General features: G+C 42.8%; 21 protein-coding genes and 1 tRNA gene. 17 read left to right on the forward strand and 5 right to left on the reverse strand.

The annotated features are described in order from the left end of the window. Positions 1-2 precede the first annotated feature (2 nt). The 10 genes from INP83_RS04700 (at position 3) to INP83_RS21330 (ending at position 11,618) form a co-directional block, all read left to right on the forward strand. Positions 3-1,226 (forward strand): PQQ-dependent sugar dehydrogenase, encoded by a 1,224-nt coding sequence (locus tag INP83_RS04700; protein ID WP_255563257.1) that lies wholly within the window; start codon positions 3-5, stop codon positions 1,224-1,226. A 201-nt stretch (positions 1,227-1,427) separates the two neighbouring features. Next, positions 1,428-3,818 (forward strand): tyrosine-protein kinase, encoded by a 2,391-nt coding sequence (locus tag INP83_RS04705; RefSeq protein ID WP_219126488.1) that lies wholly within the window; start codon positions 1,428-1,430, stop codon positions 3,816-3,818. 8 nt (positions 3,819-3,826) lie between these two features. Beyond that, complete coding sequence (locus INP83_RS04710) at positions 3,827-5,188, forward strand: lipopolysaccharide biosynthesis protein (protein ID WP_219126489.1); 1,362 nt, start codon at positions 3,827-3,829, stop codon at positions 5,186-5,188. 16 nt (positions 5,189-5,204) lie between these two features. Then, positions 5,205-5,840 carry a DapH/DapD/GlmU-related protein gene (locus tag INP83_RS04715; protein WP_146269286.1) on the forward strand — a complete coding sequence of 212 codons (636 nt, stop codon included), beginning with the start codon at positions 5,205-5,207 and terminating at the stop codon, positions 5,838-5,840. A gap of 5 nt (positions 5,841-5,845) precedes the next feature. Further along, positions 5,846-7,117, forward strand: coding sequence for a hypothetical protein (locus INP83_RS04720; RefSeq protein ID WP_219126490.1), 1,272 nt, complete (start codon positions 5,846-5,848; stop codon positions 7,115-7,117). Positions 7,118-7,124: 7 nt separating this feature from the next. Next, entirely contained in the window at positions 7,125-7,904 is a 780-nt protein-coding gene (locus INP83_RS04725; protein WP_219126491.1) for a glycosyltransferase family 2 protein, read from the forward strand. Beyond that, complete coding sequence (locus INP83_RS04730; RefSeq protein ID WP_219126492.1) at positions 7,901-9,205, forward strand: glycosyltransferase; 1,305 nt, start codon at positions 7,901-7,903, stop codon at positions 9,203-9,205. The genes INP83_RS04725 and INP83_RS04730 overlap by 4 nt, the downstream gene beginning before the upstream one ends. After that, positions 9,202-10,338 (forward strand): glycosyltransferase family 1 protein, encoded by a 1,137-nt coding sequence (locus INP83_RS04735; RefSeq protein ID WP_219126493.1) that lies wholly within the window; start codon positions 9,202-9,204, stop codon positions 10,336-10,338. Before INP83_RS04730 ends, INP83_RS04735 begins: the two co-directional genes overlap by 4 nt. After that, positions 10,316-11,059, forward strand: a complete 744-nt coding sequence (locus INP83_RS21150; RefSeq protein ID WP_255563258.1) for a DapH/DapD/GlmU-related protein — start codon at positions 10,316-10,318, stop codon at positions 11,057-11,059. The genes INP83_RS04735 and INP83_RS21150 overlap by 23 nt, the downstream gene beginning before the upstream one ends. A 286-nt stretch (positions 11,060-11,345) precedes the next feature. Then, the gene (locus INP83_RS21330) at positions 11,346-11,618 is read left to right on the forward strand and encodes a DapH/DapD/GlmU-related protein (protein ID WP_370630610.1); all 273 of its coding nucleotides are present in this window, start codon (positions 11,346-11,348) and stop codon (positions 11,616-11,618) included. Here INP83_RS21330 and INP83_RS04750 read toward each other — a convergent pair. Then, a complete protein-coding gene (locus tag INP83_RS04750; protein ID WP_146269280.1) occupies positions 11,615-12,280 on the reverse strand; it encodes an acyltransferase in 666 nt (221 codons plus the stop codon). The genes INP83_RS21330 and INP83_RS04750 overlap by 4 nt on opposite strands. A gap of 306 nt (positions 12,281-12,586) precedes the next feature. On the opposite strand from INP83_RS04750, the gene INP83_RS04755 reads away from it, so the two are divergent. The 5 genes from INP83_RS04755 to INP83_RS04775 all read left to right on the forward strand — a co-directional run bounded on the left by INP83_RS04755 (position 12,587) and on the right by INP83_RS04775 (position 17,562). Next, the gene (locus INP83_RS04755) at positions 12,587-13,735 is read left to right on the forward strand and encodes a DUF1972 domain-containing protein (protein ID WP_219126495.1); all 1,149 of its coding nucleotides are present in this window, start codon (positions 12,587-12,589) and stop codon (positions 13,733-13,735) included. A 9-nt stretch (positions 13,736-13,744) separates the two neighbouring features. Then, the gene (locus INP83_RS04760; RefSeq protein ID WP_219126496.1) at positions 13,745-14,545 is read left to right on the forward strand and encodes a polysaccharide biosynthesis/export family protein; all 801 of its coding nucleotides are present in this window, start codon (positions 13,745-13,747) and stop codon (positions 14,543-14,545) included. Between the two features lie 51 nt (positions 14,546-14,596). Further along, the gene (locus tag INP83_RS04765; protein ID WP_219126497.1) at positions 14,597-15,442 is read left to right on the forward strand and encodes a sugar transferase; all 846 of its coding nucleotides are present in this window, start codon (positions 14,597-14,599) and stop codon (positions 15,440-15,442) included. A gap of 60 nt (positions 15,443-15,502) precedes the next feature. Further along, positions 15,503-16,825 (forward strand): OmpA family protein, encoded by a 1,323-nt coding sequence (locus INP83_RS04770; RefSeq protein WP_219126498.1) that lies wholly within the window; start codon positions 15,503-15,505, stop codon positions 16,823-16,825. 236 nt (positions 16,826-17,061) lie between these two features. After that, positions 17,062-17,562, forward strand: a complete 501-nt coding sequence (locus INP83_RS04775; protein ID WP_219126499.1) for a hypothetical protein — start codon at positions 17,062-17,064, stop codon at positions 17,560-17,562. A 5-nt stretch (positions 17,563-17,567) separates the two neighbouring features. On the opposite strand, the gene INP83_RS04780 is transcribed toward INP83_RS04775, so the two are convergent. From INP83_RS04780 to INP83_RS04795, 4 genes are all read right to left on the reverse strand, one after another. Next, positions 17,568-19,475 (reverse strand): family 43 glycosylhydrolase, encoded by a 1,908-nt coding sequence (locus tag INP83_RS04780; protein ID WP_219126500.1) that lies wholly within the window; start codon positions 19,473-19,475, stop codon positions 17,568-17,570. 157 nt (positions 19,476-19,632) lie between these two features. Then, positions 19,633-20,112: a hypothetical protein gene (locus INP83_RS04785; RefSeq protein ID WP_219126501.1), complete on the reverse strand. Its 480-nt coding sequence runs from the start codon at positions 20,110-20,112 to the stop codon at positions 19,633-19,635. A 66-nt stretch (positions 20,113-20,178) separates the two neighbouring features. Then, positions 20,179-20,622 carry a hypothetical protein gene (locus INP83_RS04790; protein WP_219126502.1) on the reverse strand — a complete coding sequence of 148 codons (444 nt, stop codon included), beginning with the start codon at positions 20,620-20,622 and terminating at the stop codon, positions 20,179-20,181. A gap of 498 nt (positions 20,623-21,120) precedes the next feature. Further along, positions 21,121-21,194, reverse strand: a tRNA-Met gene (locus INP83_RS04795). 157 nt (positions 21,195-21,351) lie between these two features. Between INP83_RS04795 and INP83_RS04800 the strand changes: the two genes are divergently transcribed. After that, complete coding sequence (locus INP83_RS04800) at positions 21,352-21,732, forward strand: START-like domain-containing protein (protein ID WP_146269270.1); 381 nt, start codon at positions 21,352-21,354, stop codon at positions 21,730-21,732. An 86-nt stretch (positions 21,733-21,818) separates the two neighbouring features. Then, entirely contained in the window at positions 21,819-23,246 is a 1,428-nt protein-coding gene (locus INP83_RS04805) for an LptF/LptG family permease (RefSeq protein ID WP_219126503.1), read from the forward strand. Positions 23,247-23,315 lie beyond the last annotated feature (69 nt).

A 23,315-nucleotide genomic window follows, 5' to 3' on the forward strand; every position in this document is an offset into this window, starting at 1 on the left:
TAATGACATCTGCTAAAAACAAAAAAATGCTTATTGCGCTCGGCTTTGCTACGCTTATCGGCGGCACGGCCAATGCAGGCACCGTTCAAAGAGATACGGTATTAGGGCCTGTTGAAACCCAGAAGCCTAATACAGATTATAAGCCTGCTTTCCGCGGGCAAACGCGTATTGGCGGTATAAAAACCAAAACGCCTTATACGGCAACCGTTATCAACAGCGATCTTAAAAACCCATGGGGCATACACGTATTGCCCGATGGTCGTTTTATAATCACAGAAAAGGCCGGCTCCATACGCATTTTAAAAGCCAGCGGTGCTTTTGACAAGCAAGTTACCGGTTTCCCGGCGGTACTATTTAAAGGCCAGGGCGGGTTACTGGATATTACTATCGACCCGGCTTTTGCCACTAACCGAATGGTTTACTGGGGCTATGCTGAAGAAGCATCCGGCGGTTCGCTGCTGGCCATTGCGAAAGGTAAGCTGTCTGCTGACGAAACTAAATTAGAGAATGTACAAGTAATATACCGCGCAGAGCCGGCATATAAAGGCACGCTGCAATATGGCTGCCGAATTGTGTTTGATAAGCAGGGCAACTTGTTTGTAAGCACCGGCGAGCGCAGTGGTGCTGATATCCGCATGAAGGCACAGGACTTGGGCGCAGGCATCGGCAAGGTTATCCATATTACTAAAGCGGGTAAAGCCGTTCCAGGTGGTCCGTTTGCAGGTAAGGCAGGTGCGTTGCCGGAGATCTACAGCTACGGCCACCGCAACCCTGATGGTTTGGCCTGGAACCCTGCTACCGGTGAATTATGGGAAGCAGAGTTTGGCCCACGTGGCGGCGATGAGATCAATATCATTAAGCCCGGCAAAAATTATGGCTGGCCCGTGGTTACCTATGGGATTGAATACAGCGGTGAAAAAGTTGGCGACGGCATTCAGCAAAAAGAAGGTGTTGTGCAACCTATTTACTATTGGGACCCAACTATCTCCCCGGGTGGTATTACGTTTTATACCGGTAACCTGGCCGAATGGAAAAACAATCTTTTTGTAGGCGGCCTAAGCGGCGCGCATATCGCCCGGTTAGTGATCAGAAACAATAAAGTTGTTGGGGAAGAACGGCTATTGCGCGATAAGAACGAACGATGGCGCGCATTAGTAACCGGCAAGGACGGTGCGCTATATGGCTTAACCGATAGCGGCAAAATGTATAGAATAGCTAAAAAGTAATAATAAGGCCCTGCACATCAAATGCAGGGCCTTATGCTTTAATTCCACTCATCCCTTTTGTTCATTCTGTTCAGCGTATTCACTTTATTCATTCTCGTTCATTGCTGAACAAGGCATCCTCGTTTAGTTAAATTAGTAAACAGAAACCGGTGGTTAAATCACCGGAAAAACTGCTGCTTACTACCTAAAATTTGACTGAATATGATTGACAGGGACATATTAGCCGATAAACTCGATTTTACTTACAAGAAACAGGACGATGTTGGCGAAGTAAGGCAATTGCTCGCCGTGATTGCCAATTACTGGTATCTGTTTGTCGGCGGTGTGCTGGTAAGTTTGCTGGTAGGTTTCCTGGTTATCCAATATACTCCAAAGCAATGGAACGTGATGGGTAAGATCATCATTGAAGATGAAAAGAACTCACCGTCCAAACTACTCTCCAATGGTGTCAGCTCAGATCTGTCGTCACTTTTCGATATCAAAAGCAATTCATATAATGAGGTAAGGGTGCTGGAATCACGCAACCTGTTACGCCGTGTAATTACCCAAATGAACATCAACGTTCATTTATACGACAAAAGCGGCCTGATGAAGAAAGAACTTTTTGATAATGCGCCATTTAATATTGCCCTTTCAAATAACGACGTAACCCGGTCAAACAACTATAAAATAGCCGTGCTTGATAGCCAGCACTATCAATTAACGGATGCAGATAATGATATTAATATTAGAGGAACATTTGGCGTGCCAACCAAACTGCCCGACTATTCCATCAATCTCGTTAAAACTTCATATTTCCACCCAAACGGAGATTATAAAATTGCTGTAAAATCTATCAAGAAGGCTGAGAATGAACTGGCTGCTAAGTTTGTTGCGTCACTCAGCGACAAGCAATCCACCGTAATTGGGGTACAGTTGGCTTATGGAAATGCCAAAAGGGGCGAACTCATCTTGCAGAAATTCATGGAGTTGTACCTGCAAAACAACCTCTCAAACAAGGTACGCATGGCCGATAGCACCATAAAATTTATCGATAGCAGGCTTAGCGTTGTAAGCGCCGAGCTGGGCAAGGTAGAAAAGACACTGGAAAAATATAAGGTTAATAACAAAATATCAGACATTAACGCCCAGGCAAAAGCGCTTGTGCAAGGCGCAAGTGATTACCAGCAAAAGTTAAATGAAACAGAAGTACAGCTTGCCGTGGTAAATGATCTTTACCGTTACGTAAGCAATGGGAAAAACTCGCAGGTGGTGCCAAGTTCGCTCATCACTAAAGATATGTCTTTCGGCAGTGCAATAAATTCATACAATGAGATGCTGCTTCGTCGCGAGCAGTTGAAACTAAACCTGCAGGAATCGAGCTCTATCATCAAAAACCTGGATCAGCAGATAGAAACAGCCCGCAACATGCTTTTAACAAGTTTAAAGAGTTACAAGCATAGCCTTAACATATCGCGATCTGCCATAGTAAGGCAAAATGCGGCCATTGGCGATAAGATTGCCGATGCACCGGTAAAGGAAAGGGTTTACCTGGATTACTCGCGGCAGCAAAGCTTAAAGCAGGACCTTTACCTGTTCTTGCTTCAAAAACGTGAGGAAACCGCCATCTCACAAAAAGCCACTATATCTAATTGCCGCATTTTAGATAATGCTGAAAGTGATGAAGATCCCTTTGCTCCTAAAAAGTCTTTTATATATACAATTGCGTCGTTGTTTGGCTTGTTTTTGCCCGCTGCGGGCCTTGGCATCAGGCAGACAACCAACAATCGCATCAGCAAGAAAGATGATATTGAAAAGCATACCACTGTTGCTGTGCTCGGCCAAATTAGCAAGAACAATCACAAGCAAAAAATGCTGATCTACAACGAGGCTCGCACGGTGATAAGTGAAGAGATCCGCGCATTGCGTACTAATTTAAAGTATGTTACCGACGGAGGAAAATCAAACGTCATCATGTTCACCTCAAGCATGAGCGGCGAGGGCAAATCGTTCATCTCGCTAAACCTTGGTAACTCAATTGCGCTATCGGGTAAAAAAGTGGTGCTGCTTGAGCTTGACCTGCGCAAGCCTAAGTTGCTGAAATACTTGGGTACACAGGCGAGCTACGGCTTTACCGATTACGTGATAACCCCTGACAAGGATTGCATTGATGATCTTATACATCCTTCTACTTTCAACGAGAACTTTTATTTCATTTCATCGGGTACCATACCACCCAATCCTGCAGAGATATTGATGAGCAGCAGGCTAAAGGAGCTTATAGAAGAGTTACGGGTAAAATTTGACTATGTAATTATAGATACCGCGCCGGTTGGCCAGGTCTCAGACGCCTTGGTAATAGAAGAATTTGCCGACGTTACCTGTTATGTTATGCGCCAGAATTATACCTACAAATCGCAACTGAATATTGTGAATGATCTGCAAAAATACCGTAAGGTGAAGCAGTTATATCTTATTGTTAATGATATTGAACTCAATACCAATAACATAAGCGGTTACGGTTATGGCTATGGTAACTATAACTACACGGAGATAGAAGAGGGCAACAAGTTCTCTAATTTTATGAAAAAGCTTAGGCCTACTGTAAAATAAGTAAAGTTATGTTGCAGGTAATACAAACAGGTTTTCGCAGCTTTTTTACCAAGGGCCACGAGCGGTCGTTAAGGGCGAAGAAAAATATTTTTCAGTCGTTGCTTATCAAAAGTGGCGGGGTGGTTTGCTCGTTTGCTCTTATACCGCTCACCATTAGCTACGTTGGTGCAACCAATTATGGGGTGTGGTTAACGCTTAGCTCTATCATTAGCTGGGCGGCGCTTTTTGATATGGGCTTAGGTAACGGACTTAAGAACAAATTAGCTGAGGACGTTGCCTTGGGTAACTATACAGAGGGGCAAAGTCATATAAGCTCTACTTACGCCATACTTGCCGCTATATCAGGCGTTTTGCTGGTAGCATTTTGCTTGATTAACCCTTATATCAATTGGCACGGTATATTAAACGTACCCGCTAAAGAGTTGCCTAATCTTAATCACCTGGTTGCAGTCATCTTTATTTTCTTTTGCTTGCAGTTTATAGTTCAGTTGATAAATACTGTGCTAACTGCAAATCAAAAGCCCGCATTACCAGCTTTGATAAGTGTTTTAGGGCAGGCCGCTACCATCATCAGTGTGGTTATTCTTACCAATTTTACTACAAGTTCCTTAACTTATTTAGTGTACGTGGTTACAGGCATACCCCTGATAATCTTACTTATTGCCAGTTTTTATTTTTATAGTGGCAACTACAGATCTTTAGCGCCAACGTTTAAGTCTGTGAAATATAAATACGCACACCAGTTGCTTTCGGCGGGCGGTGCATTCTTCATTATCCAGATAGGTACTTTGGTGTTATATGAGACAGATAACATCGTTATCACCCAATTATTCAGCCCCAAAGAGGTAACCACATTCAATATTGCATACAAACTTTTTTCGGTTATCCTAATGGTTTTTATCATGATCATCACACCGTTCTGGAGCGCCTTTACCGAAGCCTATGTAAAAAAAGACCTGGATTGGATAAGGCTAACGCTTGGCAAGATGAACAAACTTTGGCTGGGACTAAGCCTATGTACGGTAATGTTGCTTATCTGCTCGCCGGTAATTTACAAGCTTTGGCTCGGCGATGGCGTTAGCGTTCCGTTCACGCTTTCGCTGGCTATGTGCATTTATACCATAGCGCTTATATGGCAAGCTATGTATGTGCAATTTTTGAACGGCATCAGCAAGATAAGGCTGCAATTGTACCTCAGCATTATTTGCGCAGTCATCAATATTCCGCTGTCAATATTATTAGGAAAATATTGGGGACTTGCGGGGGTTACAACATCAAACACCATCATTTTTATTATGATGGGAATAGCATTTTCGGTACAAACTAAAAAGATAATCAACGGCACGGCGGCAGGTTTGCTGGCCAGGTAGTTAGCAAAAGTATAACATGGCTTTACCATATTATATACGAAAGGCTTACAGGGGCATGCGTGTAGTTTACTACCGTGCTGCCCGCACTTATTCGCACGCTATTACCACGTTTAAGTTTAACCTTAATGGGGTGCAGTATCATAAGGATTTTGTTGGATTTGGTATCCCTATCCTCGATATCAATATGGATGGGAAATTCTCTATAGGGAAAAGGTTTTGGTTCAACAGCGGTAAATACCATGCCATGGGTGGCAGGCAGCAGCAATGCTATTTTGTTGCAGCCAAAGGTGCTGAGATAAGCATTGGCGATAACGTGGGTGTTACTTCCATTGCCATTATCTGCCACAGCAAGATAAGCATCGGCAATAATGTAAAGATCGGTATCAACACGGTGATCTATGATACTGATTTCCATTCGCTGGATGCAAGGATAAGAAACCAGATCCCCGAGAGTATTGAGGGGGTGCGCTCAAAGCCCGTAACCATCATGGATGGTGCATTTATAGGTGGTCATACTACCATACTTAAAGGCGTAACTATTGGTAAAAATGCAATTGTCGGCGCGGGTTCGGTGGTTTTTAAAAGCATCCCGGATGAGCAGGTATGGGCGGGTAACCCGGCGGTATACATAAAGGATAACACGTATAATTAAAGGTTATGGCATTGAGAGTGAAGTTCTATTCTGCTTTATTACTGTTGCTGGTTGTGGCTTCTTTCTTCCACATGCAGGCTGTGGTAATAGGTGTTGCCATTATAATTATAGCAATGCCGATGGAACGCCACGTATCGGCCGTTAAACTGATAAGATTATTCGCTATTCTAATTATTCCGGTGGTGTTAGGAATGTTTGCCGGTTTTTCAAACAATAACTACCTGATATTAAAGGATTTTTACTATTTCATGCTGCCGGTACTTTTTATACTTGCCGGCATTTTACTGGCCTGTCATTTAAAGATCCATGAGTTTCTTAAAGTGCTGGTATATGCAGGATTGATCACTTCGCTGCTGGTTACCGGTATTTCTGTTTACTATATAGGTGTCGGATCTCTTACTGATCCTTACTCTGCTCACTACGCTGTCGGGATAGTTGGTACGCCCGGGCCGCCGGTAGCACTTGCAATATTATTGCTCACAAAAAAATTTAATATCAAACTGTTCAGCAGGTTTTATTTCAATCTGTTTGTGGTGGTTAATGCGTTTGGTATTTACATGTGTGCATCGCGCACCTATCTTATCATTACACTTTGTTTTGTGATGCTCTTAGTTGCCGATAAACTCAAAAGGCAATGGGTTCTTCCGGTATCATTTATAGTGGTAGTTCTGGTATCATTTGTACCGCTGGATATTTTTAAACCAACACAATCATCAACCTCTTTTATTGATAAGCTACTGGGCTCTTTTAACGAACTAAGCATCGGTAACTACAGTACCGAGGAAGACATTAACACCAAATACCGCGGCTACGAATCATTTATGGCGCTTAACCAATACATGCAGGGCGATACAAAGGATTGGATCTTCGGTGGCCTGGGTAAACTGGTAGACCTTAAAACCTTTTTGCGCCTGGGCGAGGATACCGATTATGAATTTATCCCGGTACTACATAACGGCTGGCTTTACCTGCTTATTAAAACGGGTATGCTGGGTATTGTAACCTATGCATTTGTATTTATAAGGCTTACTGTTATTAACTGGCGTAAGTATGCCAACGCAAATGGCCGGCCGGTGATCAAGCTGTTCGCTGCGCTTTCGGTAGGGTGCATACTTAGCCTTTTTCTGACCAACTATATTGTAACGGCATTTTTTAATGTGGAGATGAGTATCCTGATGGTGACCCTCGGTTTTAGTTATCTCAATTTTAACCATTTGCTTTTCATGAATGAGCAGCGCGAAACAGCCGGACATCCATCAAACCAATTTGCTTATTAAGAGCGCCATGAATACACAAAATTACACTGCAAACCCTAAGGTAAGTATCGTTACGACGGTGCTTAACGCAGTTGATACCATAGAGCAAACCATTTTGAGTGTACTTAACCAAACCTATAAAAATATAGAGTACATCGTGATGGATGGCGGTTCAACAGACGGCACACTGGATATTATTGAAAAATATCGCGACAGGATAGCAGTAATTGTAAGTGAACCGGACAAAGGCATTGCCGATGGTTTTAATAAAGGTATAGCGCGCGCAACGGGGCAATGGATAGGCATGATAAACGCCGACGACTGGTACATGCAGGATGCAGTTGAACTGGTGATGATAAATACGTATGCCAATGATGATGTATGCTGCGCCAATTTATTGTTGATAGGTGATAATGGTTTTAAACGCATCAAGAAGAGTAAAATAGGCTGGCTTAATTACGGTATGTACATTATGCACCCTACATGTTTTGTGAGAAATGGCGTTTACAAGGCGGTTGGCGGGTATGACCCGGCATACAAAATAGCCATGGATTATGATATGTTTTTAAGGATAAAACATGCGGGTTATAAAATCAAACATATCGATGAGCACATAGCTTGCATGCGCACCTTCGGCGTTAGTAACGATGTAAAAAAAATGCATGCCGAAGAACTGGCCGTTATGAAGCAGAACCTGTCGTGGAGTAGCTTCTTGTTAGCCGGCTTATTTAACAAACTGAACAGGCTGCGTTGGCGCCTGTGGTATAAAGATCCCTTCCGTTCGGTTAATAAATTTGCAGCGCTTTGAAGAAAAAGCTCCTCATATCAGCTTATGCCATATCCCCAACGCGGGGGTCGGAGTATGCTGCGGCCTGGAACACGGTGACAAACCTGGCCGGGGAGCATGATCTTTGGGTGCTTTACGGCATGTCTGATGATCACATGGGCGATACCCAAACGCTGAAACAGTATATAGAAGACCATCCGCTGCCTGGTGTTAAATTTATTGATGTGAAGGCAGGATGGCTCGCCAAAACCATTAATCTATTAAATAAGGCAGGTTTCGGCTGGTTCTTTTATTTTGCTTACTACCTGTGGCAGAAGCAGGCTTTGAAAGCCGCTCAGGAGTTGTTAAAAGAAGTAGCTATCGATGTTGTCCATCAGCTTGGCCCAATAGGTTTCCGGGAGCCGGGTTTCCTAAGCAAGCTTGGTAAGCCCCTGGTTTGGGGCCCAATTGGGGGAATGAAAATAGTCGATAAGCGGTTATTGGCACAACTGCCATTTAAAGCCAGGATAAAGTTTACCCTTAAAAACTTCATCAACAAATATCAGCTCAGATACTCGTTACGGATCAAATTAGCATTTAAAAAAGCCGACGTATTAATAGCGGCCACGCACTTAGGTCAGGATATTATTAAGCAACACTTTAACCGTGATAGTTATTACCTGCCCGAACAAGGGATTACAGGTGACGTTTTTCCGTGCGTAAATAAGTTTAATAATACAGCAGAACAGGTACAGATGGTTTGGAGCGGCACGCTCAACGAGCGCAAAAATCTGAAAATGTGCCTGCAAGCTTTGGCTGCCCTTAAGACATACAATTGGAAGTTAAATGTTTTGGGTGACGGCCCGCTTCATGAAGCACTTAAAAAATATGCAGCAGAAAATGGTATAGCAGATAAAGTTGTTTTCAGTGGACACCTGCCACGAAAGGAGGCCGTGCGAATAATCGCGTGCTCCCATTTGCATATCATGACCAGCATTGCCGAAGATAATCCTGCCGTGATATTTGAGGCAATGAGTAACGGCGTACCCACACTTACCCTTGACCATTGCGGCATGGGCGATGTAATATGTTCTAAATGTGGTGTAAAGGTACCTGTTGACAGTTACAACAACATGCTTGAACGGATCACATCCGTAATTAACATTTTGCTCGGCAACACTCAAATATTGGCAGATACGCATCAAACCACGTTGCTGTGTGCAAACGAACACCGTTGGGACAAACGTCTAAAAAAGCTGAACCATATATATGATGAGGCTATTGCAGTGCACCGCCAACGTAATGGTTATCCTGTAGAAAGGAGGTTGAACATTGTACAATGAGTAACACCGGCAACAAAATAAATGTAGGTATTGATGCCAAGTGGTTCTTTAGCGGGCCACCCAGCGGCAACATGGTGGTTAAGAACCTGGTGAACGAAATGATACTGCACAACCATGATCGCTTTAATCTGCACCTATTTATACCATCGAAATTTAAAAAACAAGCACAGGCTTTGTTCCCTGCAGATGTTAAATTGATTGGTTTACCTGAAATACCTAACCTGTTATCCAATCAGTTTTTGGTGCCCCTGGCGGCCTTGCGACATAAATTGAAAGCCGTATTGTTCCAAAATTTCGCGAGCACATGGCCGGGCAAGCTGCACAAGATAGCTTACATACATGATGTTCTGTTCCTCGATTATCCGGAATATTACTCAGGTACTGAGCGGTTTTATTTTAAGCAGATGAAGCGCCTGGCTTCCAGGTCAGACACGGTTATCGCTATATCAGAATCTGAGAAAGAACGTTTGCTAAGCAACAACGTCTCCGGCAGCTCAAACACAAGCGTGGTTTATCATGGCATAAATGAGAGCTTTAAACCCAAGAGTTTTTACAGCAATAGTGAAGTGCAGGCTTTGGCTGATAGTTATGGGCTACCTGCAAAATATCTGCTGTTTGTAGGTAGGGTAAATGTTCGTAAAAACCTGCTAAACCTGGTAAAGGCATTGTTGTATATCAGCAATCAGGATATACCACTGGTAATTGCAGGTGAGCGTAATAACCTTACGGATGAATTGGAAACGTTGATCGCTCAGCATAACTTGTCGCATCGTATTATTATTACCGGTCATGTGCCGGAGGCTGATCTGCAGGTAATCTATGCCTGCGCAACTATTTTCTGCTTTCCATCTTATGCAGAAGGTTTTGGCTTGCCACCCTTAGAAGCTATGAAATGTGGTGTGCCGGTCATAGTATCAGACCGCACCGCCATGCCCGAGGTTTGTGGGGATGCAGCAGTATATATAGATCCGGACAACCCATATGACATCGCCCGAAAAATTGATACCCTTTTAAATAACCCCGATCTGTACAACGATAAGGTTGCAAAGGGACTACAACGCGCCGAAAAGTTTGTGTGGTCACGCTCGGCGCAACAGATCTTAACAATAATTGAAGAAGCCGGTGTTAATTGAAAAACTGATAGCAAAACTTAAGCGCAACCCCAACTATAAATGGGAAAGCAAATACAGCACGCGCGATCTGCTGATCATCTTATCAGGCAGGGCGGGCCAGGCTTTGCGTGGCGGTTGGCTTAAACTGTTTATAAAAACGGAGGGACTAATATTTGTGGGGGCTGGTGTAAAAGTAAAACACCCGCACCTGGTAAAGGCCGGCAAAAACTTGATACTTGAGGATGGGGTTTATCTTAACGGACTTTCTGAACAGGGCATTATGATGGGGGATAATGTGAGTATTGCCCGCAACAGCAGCATCATTTGCACCGGAGTTATCGCTAAAAAAGGTGTTGGGGTTAGCATTGGTAACAATACGGGCATAAATGCGGGCGCTTTTATTGCCGGCCAGGGTGGTGTAACCATTGGCAACGATGTGATCATTGGCCCGGGCGCTAAAATTTTCTCAGAGAACCATGTGTTCTCAAAACCGGATGTGATCATTAAAGATCAGGGAGTTACCAGGCAGGGTGTTGTAATAGGTAATAATTGCTGGATAGGCGCCGCGGTTACTATTTTAGATGGCGTTGAAATTGGTGATGGTTGTGTGATAGCTGCAGGCAGCGTGGTTACCAAGTCGGTACCTGCAAATTCTGTAGCGGGAGGCGTGCCTGCCAAGGTTATCAAAAAGCGCATCACTAATCAGTGTAACGAGATAGAACAAATATTGAGATCGGCCTGAAAAAAAAACAACAGAAATGGCAAAGGGCTATCAGAAATTTAAAGGATCATGCATCTACATTTTTTGTGGAATGATATCTCTTTTGCCTTTCCACGCGCTGAGGATAGGTTTGTTGAAATTATTAAAGGCAAAAATTGACCGGAAAGTGGGCCTATACAGAGGCTTTGAAGTACGCTCGCCCTGGAAGATGAATATCGGGCATGATACCATCATTGGTCATAAAGCTTTATTAGACGCACGCATGGGGTTAAGCATTGGCAGCAATGTGAATCTCAGTAACGAGGTGATGATATGGACACTGCATCATGATTATAACAGCCCGGATTTTGCACAAGCCGGCGCGCCGGTAGTAATAGAAGATTATGCGTGGGTATGCTCAAGAGCTATCATATTACCCGGGGTAACAATTGGCAGAGGTGCAGTAGTAGCGGCGGGGGCGGTTGTTACCCGCGATGTTGCACCTTACACGGTAGTTGGCGGTACCCCTGCCAAAAAAATTGCAGATCGTAACCCTGATTTAGTTTACAATTTGGGCGAGTATATTCTTCCCATTATTTAATACCACCATGAAATTCCGCTTTTTAAAACTCTTAGCGGGCTGCCGCCAAAAATGCTTTTCTCGCCAACAAGCGGTTTGGTAACCATGGAGTTTGCAGCAACAACACAGCCATTAGGGATAACAGCACCTTTTAAGATAGTGCATTTGCAGGCCACCCATACATTGTCACCAATGATTATTTCTTTAGGATGATTGAAGACTGTTCCGGTCTCATCCGCTATATGATGGAAATCCGTGTCCATTACCAGGCTTTCCCATGAAATACCGCTGTGGTTCCCGATCTGTATCTTCTTGGCTGCTACTATTGCACATTCGGTGCTCATATTAAAATCATCGCCGAATATTAGTTGTGCGCCCTGGCTTACATTAAGCTTGCAGCCATGCATTATAAATGCCCGCCCGTTAAAAACAACATCGCCATGTACTTCCCATATTGCTCTTGAGCGTTTAAAATCAGCTATGCCTATTTTGCCGTAGCCTATCTGCACCAGTGCCGTTCTGATAGGGCCGTTGATAATTACCCGCCCTTTCATCTGGTGCAAAAAAACGTTGTTTGAAATAAATACCGGAAACTTGATGGCCGTTTTAAATGGAAAGTATTTAAAGTTAAAGCGGATTGTTTTCAGGTTTATCCTGGTGATGAATTTTAAAAGGTTATTCATGGGGTTAAGCTCATTATTCAAATAATTAGGCACATCGCAAAAACAGTTAAATTATAAGATGTTTTTTGCGATTTTCCCAGCCACTCAACTGTCTTAAACCGTAGCAGGCTAAAATATTCAGGGATTTAGCCGTAGTCTATTTCATTCACTCTGTTCACAGCTGTTCATTTCATTCATATCGCCCTTACAAGCGAAATTTCGCGGTTTTTTGGTGTAATATAGATTATTGATTAACACACTTTATTGCAGATACAGGTCTGATACCTAAAGGTATTTAGCAATATACACAGCTAATAATTGAACACCATGCGCATCGCTATCATCGGAACAAGAGGCATCCCCAACAACTATGGCGGGTTTGAACAATGTGCAGAATACCTGTCGGTTGGCTTGGTAAGAAAAGGGTATGACGTTACTGTTTACAACTCGCATAACCACCCTTACCAGCAAAAGGAATGGAACGGTGTTGAGATCTGCCATTGTTATGATCCAGAATATAAATTAGGTACAGCCGGGCAGTTTATCTATGACCTCAACTGTATCAAAGACGCCCGCAAAAAGAATTTCGATGTTATCCTGCAATTGGGCTATACCAGCAGTTCTGTTTGGGGATGGATGCTGCCGCCACAATCTGTAATTACAACCAACATGGATGGTATGGAGTGGAACAGGGCAAAATATTCAAAAAGGGCTAAGGCGTTTTTGCGTATGGCAGAGCGCTTAGCGGTATTAACCAGCGATCACCTTATTGCCGATTCTACCGAGATACAACGCTATGTTAAAAATAAATATGGTAAAGAGCCGGTGTTTATTCCGTATGGCGCAACCTTATTTAATGATAATAATCCTGCCGTATTGCTTGAGTACCGTTTAAGGCCATACCAATATAACATGCTTATTGCCCGCATGGAGCCTGAGAACAGTGTAGAGACCATACTGGATGGATACTGCCTTACCGAAAGTGAGCACAAATTTTTGGTGGTTGGCAACACTAACAATGCGTTTGGCAATTACCTGGTTAAGAAGTTCAAGTTTAATCCTAACATCATATTCAGTGGCAGCATTTTCAGTGGCGATAAATTGAATAACCTCAGGTTTTATTCAAACTTGTATTTCCATGGGCACACAGTTGGTGGCACCAATCCATCCCTTTTAGAAGCGATGGCATCAAATGCACTTATCTGCGCCAGCGATAATGTGTTTAACCGCGCAGTGCTTAACGAGAATGCCTGGTATTTTAACACACCTGCTGATGTAGCCCAGTACATAGATAGTATTGACAAAGGATCCGGCGCTTACAACGGCATGATTACGAACAATCGTGACAGGATAGAGAACTTTTACAACATAGATAACATCGTTAATTCCTACGCCAATCATTTTGAGCAGATAGTGAGCGAGAGGGTCGAAAAGAGTCAGGCAAAAATTAGCGAAGGTCAGGTCACATTCAACTAAAACAAAAAGATGCCGCTCAAAAAAACTAAAAGCCTTTTCCGTTATACCATCACTGCAGTTGCTTTACTGTTGATCGGTACCTCCTGCTCCTACAAGCAAAACCAGTTGCTTTTTGAAACGCATGGGGCTGCTAACAGTACCGCTTTACTGGTCGGTTCTGCTCCTTACGAATATAAAATTCAAACACAGGATATCATCCAAATGCGTAACCTGCAGGATATCAACTATGTGGTTACCGTACCCGGCGGCGGTGGTAGTACACCAGGCGCATCTTCAAACGCGCCTCAGCCCCAAACCTACCAGGTAGAGAATGATAGTACAGTAGCACTACCGGTATTAGGCAAGGTTAAAATTGCAGGGCTTACCAAGCTGGAGGCTACCAAAAAGATACAGGGACTTTACGCCCGCACCGTATTGAAAAACCCGATCATCGATCTACGCATTATGAACCTCAAGGTATCCGTATTTGGTGAGGTGCGCTCACCGGGCAGCTATATGCTTACGAGCGATAAAACCAACCTGATAGATGTATTGGCACAAGCCGGCGGCTTAACTGAAAAAGGAGATGAGAAGAAGGTTAAGATAGTGCGCGGCGGAATGACAGACCCGCAGGTTTTGTTTTTCGACCTCAGTGATTTCCGTACCGTATCAAATCCGGCCACTATTCTGCAAAGTCAGGACATTATTTACATAGCACAAAACCGGAGAGCAATAAAAAACGAAAAGATACAAGACTTTTCTACCATAGTGCAGCCGGGACTGCTTTTTTTAAACACAGCGCTGCTAATATTCACCATAGCACGCAAGTAAAACAATTAACAGGCTTATTGAAACAAGTTTAACAACATAGTATAAAGCGTTATGGAAAGAGTTACATCCCTTAGCCGTGTCATCTCAATTTTGATCCAGGATGGTTTTTCTAACAGTTACCATCAACTGTTTAAACCGGCCCTGCGTGCTGCTTACCATAAAGAACTCACCAGGTATATGCGGCAACCATACGCCCGCATAACGTTCCCTGCGCAAGCTAACCTATTCATCAATAACGCATTTACCTTCAACGGTTTACTGATCGAAGCCGATAATGAGAACATCTTTTACAAAAATAATTACTGGTTCCGTGCCAGTAAAAGGGCGTTTGACATTGTTTTTTCGTTGGCCGTTATCATATTCATATTAAGCTGGTTACTGCCCGTCATATCGCTGTTGATCATGCTTGAATCTAAAGGGCCGGTGATCTTTTCTCAGGAGCGCTCCTCTCGCGATAACCGGAGTTTTGACTGTTATAAGTTCCGTAGCATGTACGTGAACAAGGATTCTGATACGCTGCAAACAGCCAAAGGCGACCCCCGCATAACCAGGATAGGCGCTTTTTTAAGGAAAACCAATCTTGATGAATTACCGCAATTTTTTAACGTGCTGATGGGCGATATGTCTGTAGTTGGCCCGAGGCCGCATATGCTCTCTCAAACGCGCGAATACTCTGAACTGATAGAGCATTTTATGATACGCCACCTGGTAAAGCCGGGCATTACCGGCTGGGCACAGGCCAATGGCTTACGCGGGCGTACGGCAACTGTTGATGAGATGCTGAACCGTGTGGATGCCGATGTATGGTACTTAAAGAACTGGACCTTCCTGCTGGATATGTATATCATTTTTTTAACGGTAGTATACACCCTGGCTGGTAACAAAAACGCATACTGAACCATAAATACTATAAACCTGAATTATAAAAGATCTATCACACCTAAAGATTTTCCAACAATGAAAACATTAAAAAACTGGTGCCTTGTGGCTTGCCTGTCGGCCATTTCTGCACAAGGTATTGCCCAAACAAGCAGTACCGACACATCTAAGTTGCCCACCGATGACCTGCGCCGCTGGTCGATAGGTGCTAACGGCGGCTTTTTAACCCATTGGACACCGTTTAACCGTAAAACCAATGGCGACTACGGTAACCCGCACGAAAAATTCGGTTATTCGTTTTTTGTAAAGAGGCAGATAATGTCAAGCTTCGGCCTGCAGGCCGATTTCTTGTTCGGAAAGGTTAACGCTTCTAAACTGAACAATTTCCCGGATGGCTTACCCGGCAAGGACCAGAGCGGCTATGAAACCAATATCAACTGGTCGGCAGATCTGCGTGGTTACTTTACAGTGCCTAATTTAAGTTTATCTATAAAACCTGCAGTAATAGTGCCTTACCTTACTGCGGGTGTGGGGTATATGTCATACTCCACTACGGTGCGCAACCCGCCGCCGGTAATGGCTAATGTGCCGCAACCCACAAGCGGTGATGGTAAAACATGGTTTTTACCTATTGGGATAGGCTTTAAGATAGGTGTTTCAAAGGCGGTTAATATCGATCTGGGTTACACCGTGTATTCTTTAAGAACTAACGCCTTTGATGGTTACCGGAGCGGTTTGCATGATCACATGTCTTATGGGCACTTAGGTATTGAGTATAGCTTTGGTAAGAAAAACGCAAGGCCGCTGCAAAACTTTAGCACGGTTGCGGTAGTACATGAGGAGATAAAGGAAACAGCCGCCCAGTTACAGGCAAGGTTAGCAGCAGAAGAGCAAAAACGCCTTCAGGACGAAAGGGACATGGCTGATGATGATAACGACGGCGTAGCAAATAAATATGACAAATGCCCGGGTACACCAGCTGGTACCAAAGTAGATGGCGGTGGTTGTCCGCTGCCTGTTGTTGTTGTAAAAGAGAAGGAAGTTATTACCCAACAAGATCGCCGTGTAATTGGCGATGCCATTAAAAACCTGGAGTTTGCTTATGGCAAGGCAGAAATTAAAGAACGCTCATACCCAACCTTAGACCGCGTTGCAGAATTACTGATCCAAAAAGATTTTGCGCTTAAACTGGCAGGCCACACCGATAGCAAAGGCAGCATGAAAGCGAACATGGCTTTATCGAAAGCACGTGCACAGGCTGTGAAGAATTACCTGGTATCAAAAGGTGCAAATGCATCGCGCATAGAGGCAACAGGTTACGGCCCGCTGCAGCCGATAGCCACAAATAAAACAGATAAAGGCAGACAAATGAACCGCAGGGTTGAGTTTACACTGTTTTAAGTTAATAAGTTAGTAATTATGTTAAAGGCCGCTTCTTATAAAGGAGCGGCCTTTGTGTTGATATCACTACAAGAATTTGTTCGACACTTACGCGGGTTGCTCTATAACGGCGTTATCCCAGTTGATTAATTTCTGCAGTTACATTTTATAATTCTGAGTTACTTGCTCGGGTGCTGCTTTGGCGTATCTGTCGTATAAATTCTATTTCCTATCTTTAGAATAATTATCTTTAAAGCATGTCCAACCAATCCTTAAGCTTTAAAAAGACTTTTCTTACAATATGGTTACCTGCAGTTTTCGCTGTGATTGGAATTTGGTACGGTAGTAATTTGAATGCCAAAACTGAACGTTATAATAAGCTTCGTGATATAAGGCTACAATATGAGACTGAGGCTTATCAGAACCTTTGTTATGCTATAGTATACCGTGGCCAGCATCAACAACGACTTTCCGCATTGTACTTAAGAAAGGTAGCGATAGCTGTGCAGTTTTTCGGTACTCCAGAGCAAATTGATTTATTGCATATACAGACGAAAAGAATTGAAGAGCGCAAAGGTAATGACTTTACAGATTTGCTAAATTCTTTACGAAATGACCTGAGAAAACAATTTGAGTTACCAGTAGAATCATCCGATATACAACAAGTTATGATTGACAGTGCTGTGTTTGACAAAGCTGATAGCGCATACTTTGCTAACTATAAAAAAACTTCGTTAAGTGATGCAAACAGGAAGTAAAAAAATTACTTCACCGGCGCAATGCCTTTTACGGTAGGCACAACCCGCTTAACAGAGCCATCACTGTTAAACTCCAGTTTATCGATACAAACCTCCCGGTTGTAGCCGGCGGCGTCGCCCATGGTAATGCCCTTGGGGCGGTTAAAGCGATGATAAATAATATACCATTCATCTTTACCAGGGATCTGGATAACGCAATTATGGCCGGTGCCGTAGATGGCATTATCGGCATCTTTGGCTAACACCAGGTTATTAGCAGGTATCTCTATCTTGCCAAGCGGCGAAGTTGATGTCCCGTACCTTACGCGATAGTTTTCGCTCCTGGTGTCGTCCTCAGACCACATAAAATAATACTTCCCCTTGCGGTAGAATACCTCGGTACCCTCACGGAATGAGGTATCCGGCGTGAGCACTTTAATAGTTGTGGTGTCAATGGATATCATATCCTTGTTCAACACAGCTCCGGTCATGTAGCCATTACCCCAATATAGGTATGATATGCCGGTTTTGGGATCAGTGAAAACATCAGGGTCTATTTGCTGCCCTCCCTTTATGCCTGCCGGGAGCTTATCAATCAGTGGTTTGCCGCTATCTTTGAAAGGCCCGGTAGGGCTATCAGAAACCGCTACCCCTATTTTTTGGGCGGCACAGAAGTAATAGAAATATTTGTACTTGCCGTTGATCATTTTTTCGGCAATGGTGGGTGCCCATGCATTTCGGTTAGCCCATGATACATCCTTTTTAAGGTCAAGAATGATGCCCTCATCTTTCCAGTTAACCAGGTCAGTTGATGAAAAGGTTTTAAAATACGTGCCCGACCATCCATCAAATCCATCGCTGGTAGGATAGATGTAATACTTATTTGTCTTGTGCGAATACAGGATTTCAGGATCGGCGTAAAGGCCTTTCAGCGCAGGGTTATGCAGATCATTATCACCCCATCTGGCCATCAATCGCTGGTATTCACTTTCGGTTATGGGCATAACCGTACCATGGCGAGGGTGAAAATTCATGGTTACCATTTGATCTATTACCTTAAAGTTTTCCAGGTCGCTGCTTTTAGTAAACTGGTATTTACCTTTTGTATAAACATCGTACATCAAAATGTAATCGTTACTGTTATTCAATTTGAATACCCCTGCACCTTCAACAGGGTCAGTAGTTTGCTGTAAGTATTTATCCTGCGCAACGTAGCCCGAAGTAAGCCTGTCTGAAACAGCCTTTTTAATGCCGTTTCCTGAGCCTTCGGTTTTAAAGAACAGGTTGTATTTGCCCTCCCTGTTAATAATATCGGCATCTATGGTTGATTTGTTATCTCCTGCTGCAAAAAGTACTTTAGGCGCAGAAACAAGGCCTGTAAAATCTTTGTTCGCATAAGCGTAATATAAAATATCCGGTCCGTTGCCTACACGCATAGACCAGTAGAGCATATATTTTCGCTGTTCTTTATCATAGATAGTTTGCGGGGCCCAAACCCTGTTCACGTTTGCAAATTCTTTATACTGCTTAGTGATATTTACTGATACTGATTTCCAGTTGATAAGGTCGTCCGATTTCAGCATCACCAGTGCTGTGTTAGGCCCCCATGCATATTTTGCCACCTGCATATCCGTGGCAACCATGTAGAAGGTGTGCCCATCCTCAGCCCTTAAAATGTGAGGATCCCTTACCCCACCGGTAGCGCTTATGGCCGCCGGGTTCAAAACCGCAGCATCCTGGTTTAGCGCTTTGTAATTGTAGCCATCCCTGCTAAGTGCAAAGTGTATGGCCTCTTCGCCTTTGCCGTTACCGGTGAAGTAAGTGAACAAGTAAGCGGTTTTTTTTTGCGCATTGGCTGCGGGCACATTATGCAAAAGCAGGAAAACAATTAAGAATGCTTTTATTACTAAAGCCGGGTTTACTGGTCTTTTCATCATCGATAGATAATTGGCAGGTAAAAGGCTAATGTAGTAAAATATTTTAATTGTGTTATTAACACTTAAAATATGTTTCGTATTGTTTGTTCGACTTAACAGGTAATTAGGCTTTAAAATTGATAGATTGTTTTACAATTGACTTAATTGAAGCTTTTTAAAAGATAGCTATTTCACCATTTTCAAGCCAATCAGGAATGTCTATATGTTGTGCTTTCGGATGTTGTTGAAAAATTATTCTTAAAGCGTTTAATGACCTATAAGCCAAGGAAATTGTTTCCCTTTGCAAATCAGTATATTTTAAATCATATCTGTCTTCATCAATGCGATGCGCAGGATCTTGACGTTCTCTGCGTATTTTTTTTATCGGCTTAAAAATATACGCGACTGCTTCATTATTTTCAAAATTAAAATTCGCTGTTATCCATTCTTCCAGCAACGAAATAGTGCCTTTCGGTTTGCGTTCCCTTGTGACAGCGTCAACCATTTCATAACTGTATAAGTCAATTTTGCCATCAAAAAAACTTTTATCAATATTTTCAGATAGCATCTTATCTAAGAGTAGTGTGAAAGCATTATAATTTTTTAACGTAGGACTAAAAGAAAGTAAATTCTTTGGGCTTTTTTTCTTCTTCAAAATCTCGGCGAAAAAGCGCTTTACCAAATATTTCTTTTGTAAGCTGATTTATCAGTCTTAACTCTGCTAAAAAAGCACTAAATATGAGTGAGTAAAACTCCAATTTCCACCAATAGTGTTATCGTAGTATTCTCTAACTACGGAATTGTCTAATTTTTTTGATTGTTTTGATAGCCAAAATGCTTGATGTTCCTTCGTTAAATCTTTAAGATATCTTAAATAAACAACTGCCAAACGTTGCTGATTTTTTGTAAAACCTAAACCGAATGTTTTTAAAAAGATTTCATCTTCTTCACTGACCAATGGTTTTTCGTTTTCATCATAATGACAATGTATTGAGCCGGAGTAGTCTTGCCAATCAAATCTATAGCGTGGATCAAGATAATATCTCTCCAAGACATCAATGTCGAAGAATAAAGGCGACATTTGTGGGTTGCCTAAAGCTAAAAGCTTATCAAATGGATATTCTGAATACGCAGATAAGTCTCTTTCTCGACTTAAAAGCGACATGGATGGATATAAACAAATTGGAAAGTCAGTGTCTGGCGAGAACAATAGTGACGTCGCCAAATTTCATTTTATTAAGTTTTATATTCCTGGAATTATCCAGTATATAAACTTGCATATCAATCGGGTAATGTCGGTTATAAATTATATGTGGGTTTGTACTTGATTGTATAGATACTTCTTCCAATTCTATCAGTGGAATAAGAACATCTATCAAATCAGAAGTTGTTTTCCCGCAAGAGTCTGCTAAATCCCATAGTGTAATTCCATTGAAATCATTTGAGTTAACAAAGAAGTCAAAAATTTTTTTTGTTACATCTTTTGAAGTGACGTTCATGAATCTTACGATGATTGTATCTTATGTATTTACTATCTTTTAATATTGCCGATAGGGATTACGGCGTTCGTTATTTGGCTTTATACAATGGCCGCTGAGTATGAACACTGTGTGGCCAAAAAACAAAAGCAGTTACATTTTACTGTAACTGCCTCATCTTCAAGTAGCGGGGAGCAGGATCGAACTGCCGACCTTAGGGTTATGAATCCTACGCTCTAACCATCTGAGCTACCCCGCCGTATTTAAAATAAATGCTAAATTGACTTTAGCTTGCTTTTATAGTCTTACCCTTAGAGGGTGGCTAAAAAAGGTTTGCAAATATAGCAGATTTTAGTTTTCTTTAGAAAAAAAGTTAACTTTTAACCCCCTGATTAATTTGTAACAGTTTTACCCCTATGTCTGAGAAGAAGAAGTTTAATCTTGAATATGAGATAAAATCCTCACCAAGAATACTATATAGTTTCCTTAATGAAGCAAACGGCCTTACCCAATGGTTTGCTGACGATGTATCTGTACGCGATCAGGTGTATACTTTTACCTGGGATGATGAAACCCAGCGCGCTAAGTTGATAACTATTAAAGAAAACAAACTTGTACGTTTTAAATGGCTTGATGATGAGCCGCAATGCTACCTGGAAATGGAAATTGTACAGGACGAACTTACCAACGATGTTGCCCTTGCCATTACTGATTTTGCTACTGATGAAACCGTTGATGACCGCAAGCTGATATGGGATAACCAGATAGATTATCTTATCAGTACGTTGGGCGCTTAACCCTTAAATTTCTGTATTTTTGCCCGTTACCTGCCATGCAATTATTTGCGTGATCGGGCGTTTTCTGCATATCCGGGAATTGTTTAATGAAGAAAATACATCTTTTACTGCTCAAGTCGTTCATCAGGCCGTTCATTGTAACGCTGCTTATAGTGATGTTTGTGCTGTTGATGTTGTTCCTTTTCAAATATATCGACGATCTGATAGGGAAAGGGTTTGCCTGGTATATCATCCTTGAGCTGATGATGTATAACTCGGCAACCAATGTGGCCATGGCTTTACCACTATCGGTATTACTTTCATCCATCATGACGTATGGTGCCCTGGGCGAGAACTATGAGCTGGTGGCTATTAAATCGGCGGGGGTATCACTGCGCAGGGCAATGTACCCCATGCTTGTTGTTATAGTAGTAATAAGCATAGCTGCTTTTGCTTTCTCTGATTATATGCTGCCGGTTGCTAACCTCAAATACTATTCGCTGCTTTATGACGCCCGCAAACAAAAATCGGCCGATCTGATACCGGAAAATATCTTTAGTAACCGTTTTCCTGGTTATACCATCCGCGTTAAGCACAAAGACCCTGATGGACAAACACTGCATGATATCATGATCTATGAGGCCGGCGGCGGCAATGCTGCCGGTAGCCAAACCGTAACCTTTGCCAAAACAGGCCTGATGTACCGCACAAAGGATGATCTTTACCTGGTTCTTAAACTCAAAGATGGCATCCGCTACCAGGAGGCTGCAGGTGATAAGGGCGGTATGCCCCGCCAGCAATTAACACGTTTCAGATTTGAAGAAACTGAGCAGAAGTTTGATCTCTCCGGCCTTAAGATGACGCGTACTAACGAGAGCGAATTCAGGCAGGCCTCACAAATGATGAATCTGCGCCAGCTTGACCATTTTGTTGATTCGGCTAAAAGGAATATCGATAGCACGCGATTCCAAAATTACAGGCTTTTGAGCGCTTACCTGCGTTATTATATGGTGCCCAAAAAGTCGGATAAGGTTAAGAAAACTATTTCTGCAGATAGTATAGTGCTTAAAGATCAATCTGCAAAGGTGAACGCCATAAACAATGCGTTAAGCGAGGTACACCAGATACAGGATGCCCTGCGCAACCGCGTAGACCAGCACGAAGAGGCCAATAGGAACGTGCGACGATACATCCTCGAATACCAAAAGAAATTTACGCTGAGTGCGGCGTGTATCGTGTTATTTCTGATAGGTGCGCCGTTGGGGGCAATTATCAGGAAAGGTGGTTTGGGGCTTCCGGTGGTGGTATCAATCATCTTTTTCCTTATCTATTACATTATTGGCACTATCGGCGAAAAATCTGCTAAGGAAGGGGAATGGTCGCCGGTTACCGGTGCATGGATAGGTATCGTGATCCTGCTACCAATCGGGTTGTTTCTCACCTACAAGGCAGCTACCGACTCCAGCTTATTTGATATTGAGATATACCGGCGTTTTATTGGCCGTATAAGGTTTTGGAAGCGCAACCGCGACTGATATTCTTTTACACAATCCCGACGCTATTGGTTTAAATATAACCTACCTTTGTTTTGCTAATGCAGCAAT

Source organism: Mucilaginibacter sp. 21P (assembly GCF_019331605.1).
Classification (GTDB): Bacteria; Bacteroidota; Bacteroidia; order Sphingobacteriales; family Sphingobacteriaceae; genus Mucilaginibacter; species Mucilaginibacter achroorhodeus.

Excerpts from the sequence above, each read along its gene's own strand:
- INP83_RS04700 (WP_255563257.1), top strand. The coding sequence starts at position 3 with ATGACATCTGCTAAAAACAAAAAAATGCTTATTGCGCTCGGCTTTGCT.
- INP83_RS04705 (WP_219126488.1), top strand. The coding sequence starts at position 1,428 with ATGATTGACAGGGACATATTAGCCGATAAACTCGATTTTACTTACAAG.
- INP83_RS04710 (WP_219126489.1), top strand. The coding sequence starts at position 3,827 with ATGTTGCAGGTAATACAAACAGGTTTTCGCAGCTTTTTTACCAAGGGC.
- INP83_RS04715 (WP_146269286.1), top strand. The coding sequence starts at position 5,205 with ATGGCTTTACCATATTATATACGAAAGGCTTACAGGGGCATGCGTGTA.
- INP83_RS04720 (WP_219126490.1), top strand. The coding sequence starts at position 5,846 with ATGGCATTGAGAGTGAAGTTCTATTCTGCTTTATTACTGTTGCTGGTT.
- INP83_RS04725 (WP_219126491.1), top strand. The coding sequence starts at position 7,125 with ATGAATACACAAAATTACACTGCAAACCCTAAGGTAAGTATCGTTACG.
- INP83_RS04735 (WP_219126493.1), top strand. The coding sequence starts at position 9,202 with ATGAGTAACACCGGCAACAAAATAAATGTAGGTATTGATGCCAAGTGG.
- INP83_RS21330 (WP_370630610.1), top strand. The coding sequence starts at position 11,346 with ATGATATGGACACTGCATCATGATTATAACAGCCCGGATTTTGCACAA.
- INP83_RS04750 (WP_146269280.1), bottom strand. The coding sequence starts at position 12,280 with ATGAATAACCTTTTAAAATTCATCACCAGGATAAACCTGAAAACAATC.
- INP83_RS04755 (WP_219126495.1), top strand. The coding sequence starts at position 12,587 with ATGCGCATCGCTATCATCGGAACAAGAGGCATCCCCAACAACTATGGC.
- INP83_RS04760 (WP_219126496.1), top strand. The coding sequence starts at position 13,745 with ATGCCGCTCAAAAAAACTAAAAGCCTTTTCCGTTATACCATCACTGCA.
- INP83_RS04765 (WP_219126497.1), top strand. The coding sequence starts at position 14,597 with ATGGAAAGAGTTACATCCCTTAGCCGTGTCATCTCAATTTTGATCCAG.
- INP83_RS04770 (WP_219126498.1), top strand. The coding sequence starts at position 15,503 with ATGAAAACATTAAAAAACTGGTGCCTTGTGGCTTGCCTGTCGGCCATT.
- INP83_RS04775 (WP_219126499.1), top strand. The coding sequence starts at position 17,062 with ATGTCCAACCAATCCTTAAGCTTTAAAAAGACTTTTCTTACAATATGG.
- INP83_RS04780 (WP_219126500.1), bottom strand. The coding sequence starts at position 19,475 with ATGAAAAGACCAGTAAACCCGGCTTTAGTAATAAAAGCATTCTTAATT.
- INP83_RS04790 (WP_219126502.1), bottom strand. The coding sequence starts at position 20,622 with ATGTCGCTTTTAAGTCGAGAAAGAGACTTATCTGCGTATTCAGAATAT.
- INP83_RS04800 (WP_146269270.1), top strand. The coding sequence starts at position 21,352 with ATGTCTGAGAAGAAGAAGTTTAATCTTGAATATGAGATAAAATCCTCA.
- INP83_RS04805 (WP_219126503.1), top strand. The coding sequence starts at position 21,819 with ATGAAGAAAATACATCTTTTACTGCTCAAGTCGTTCATCAGGCCGTTC.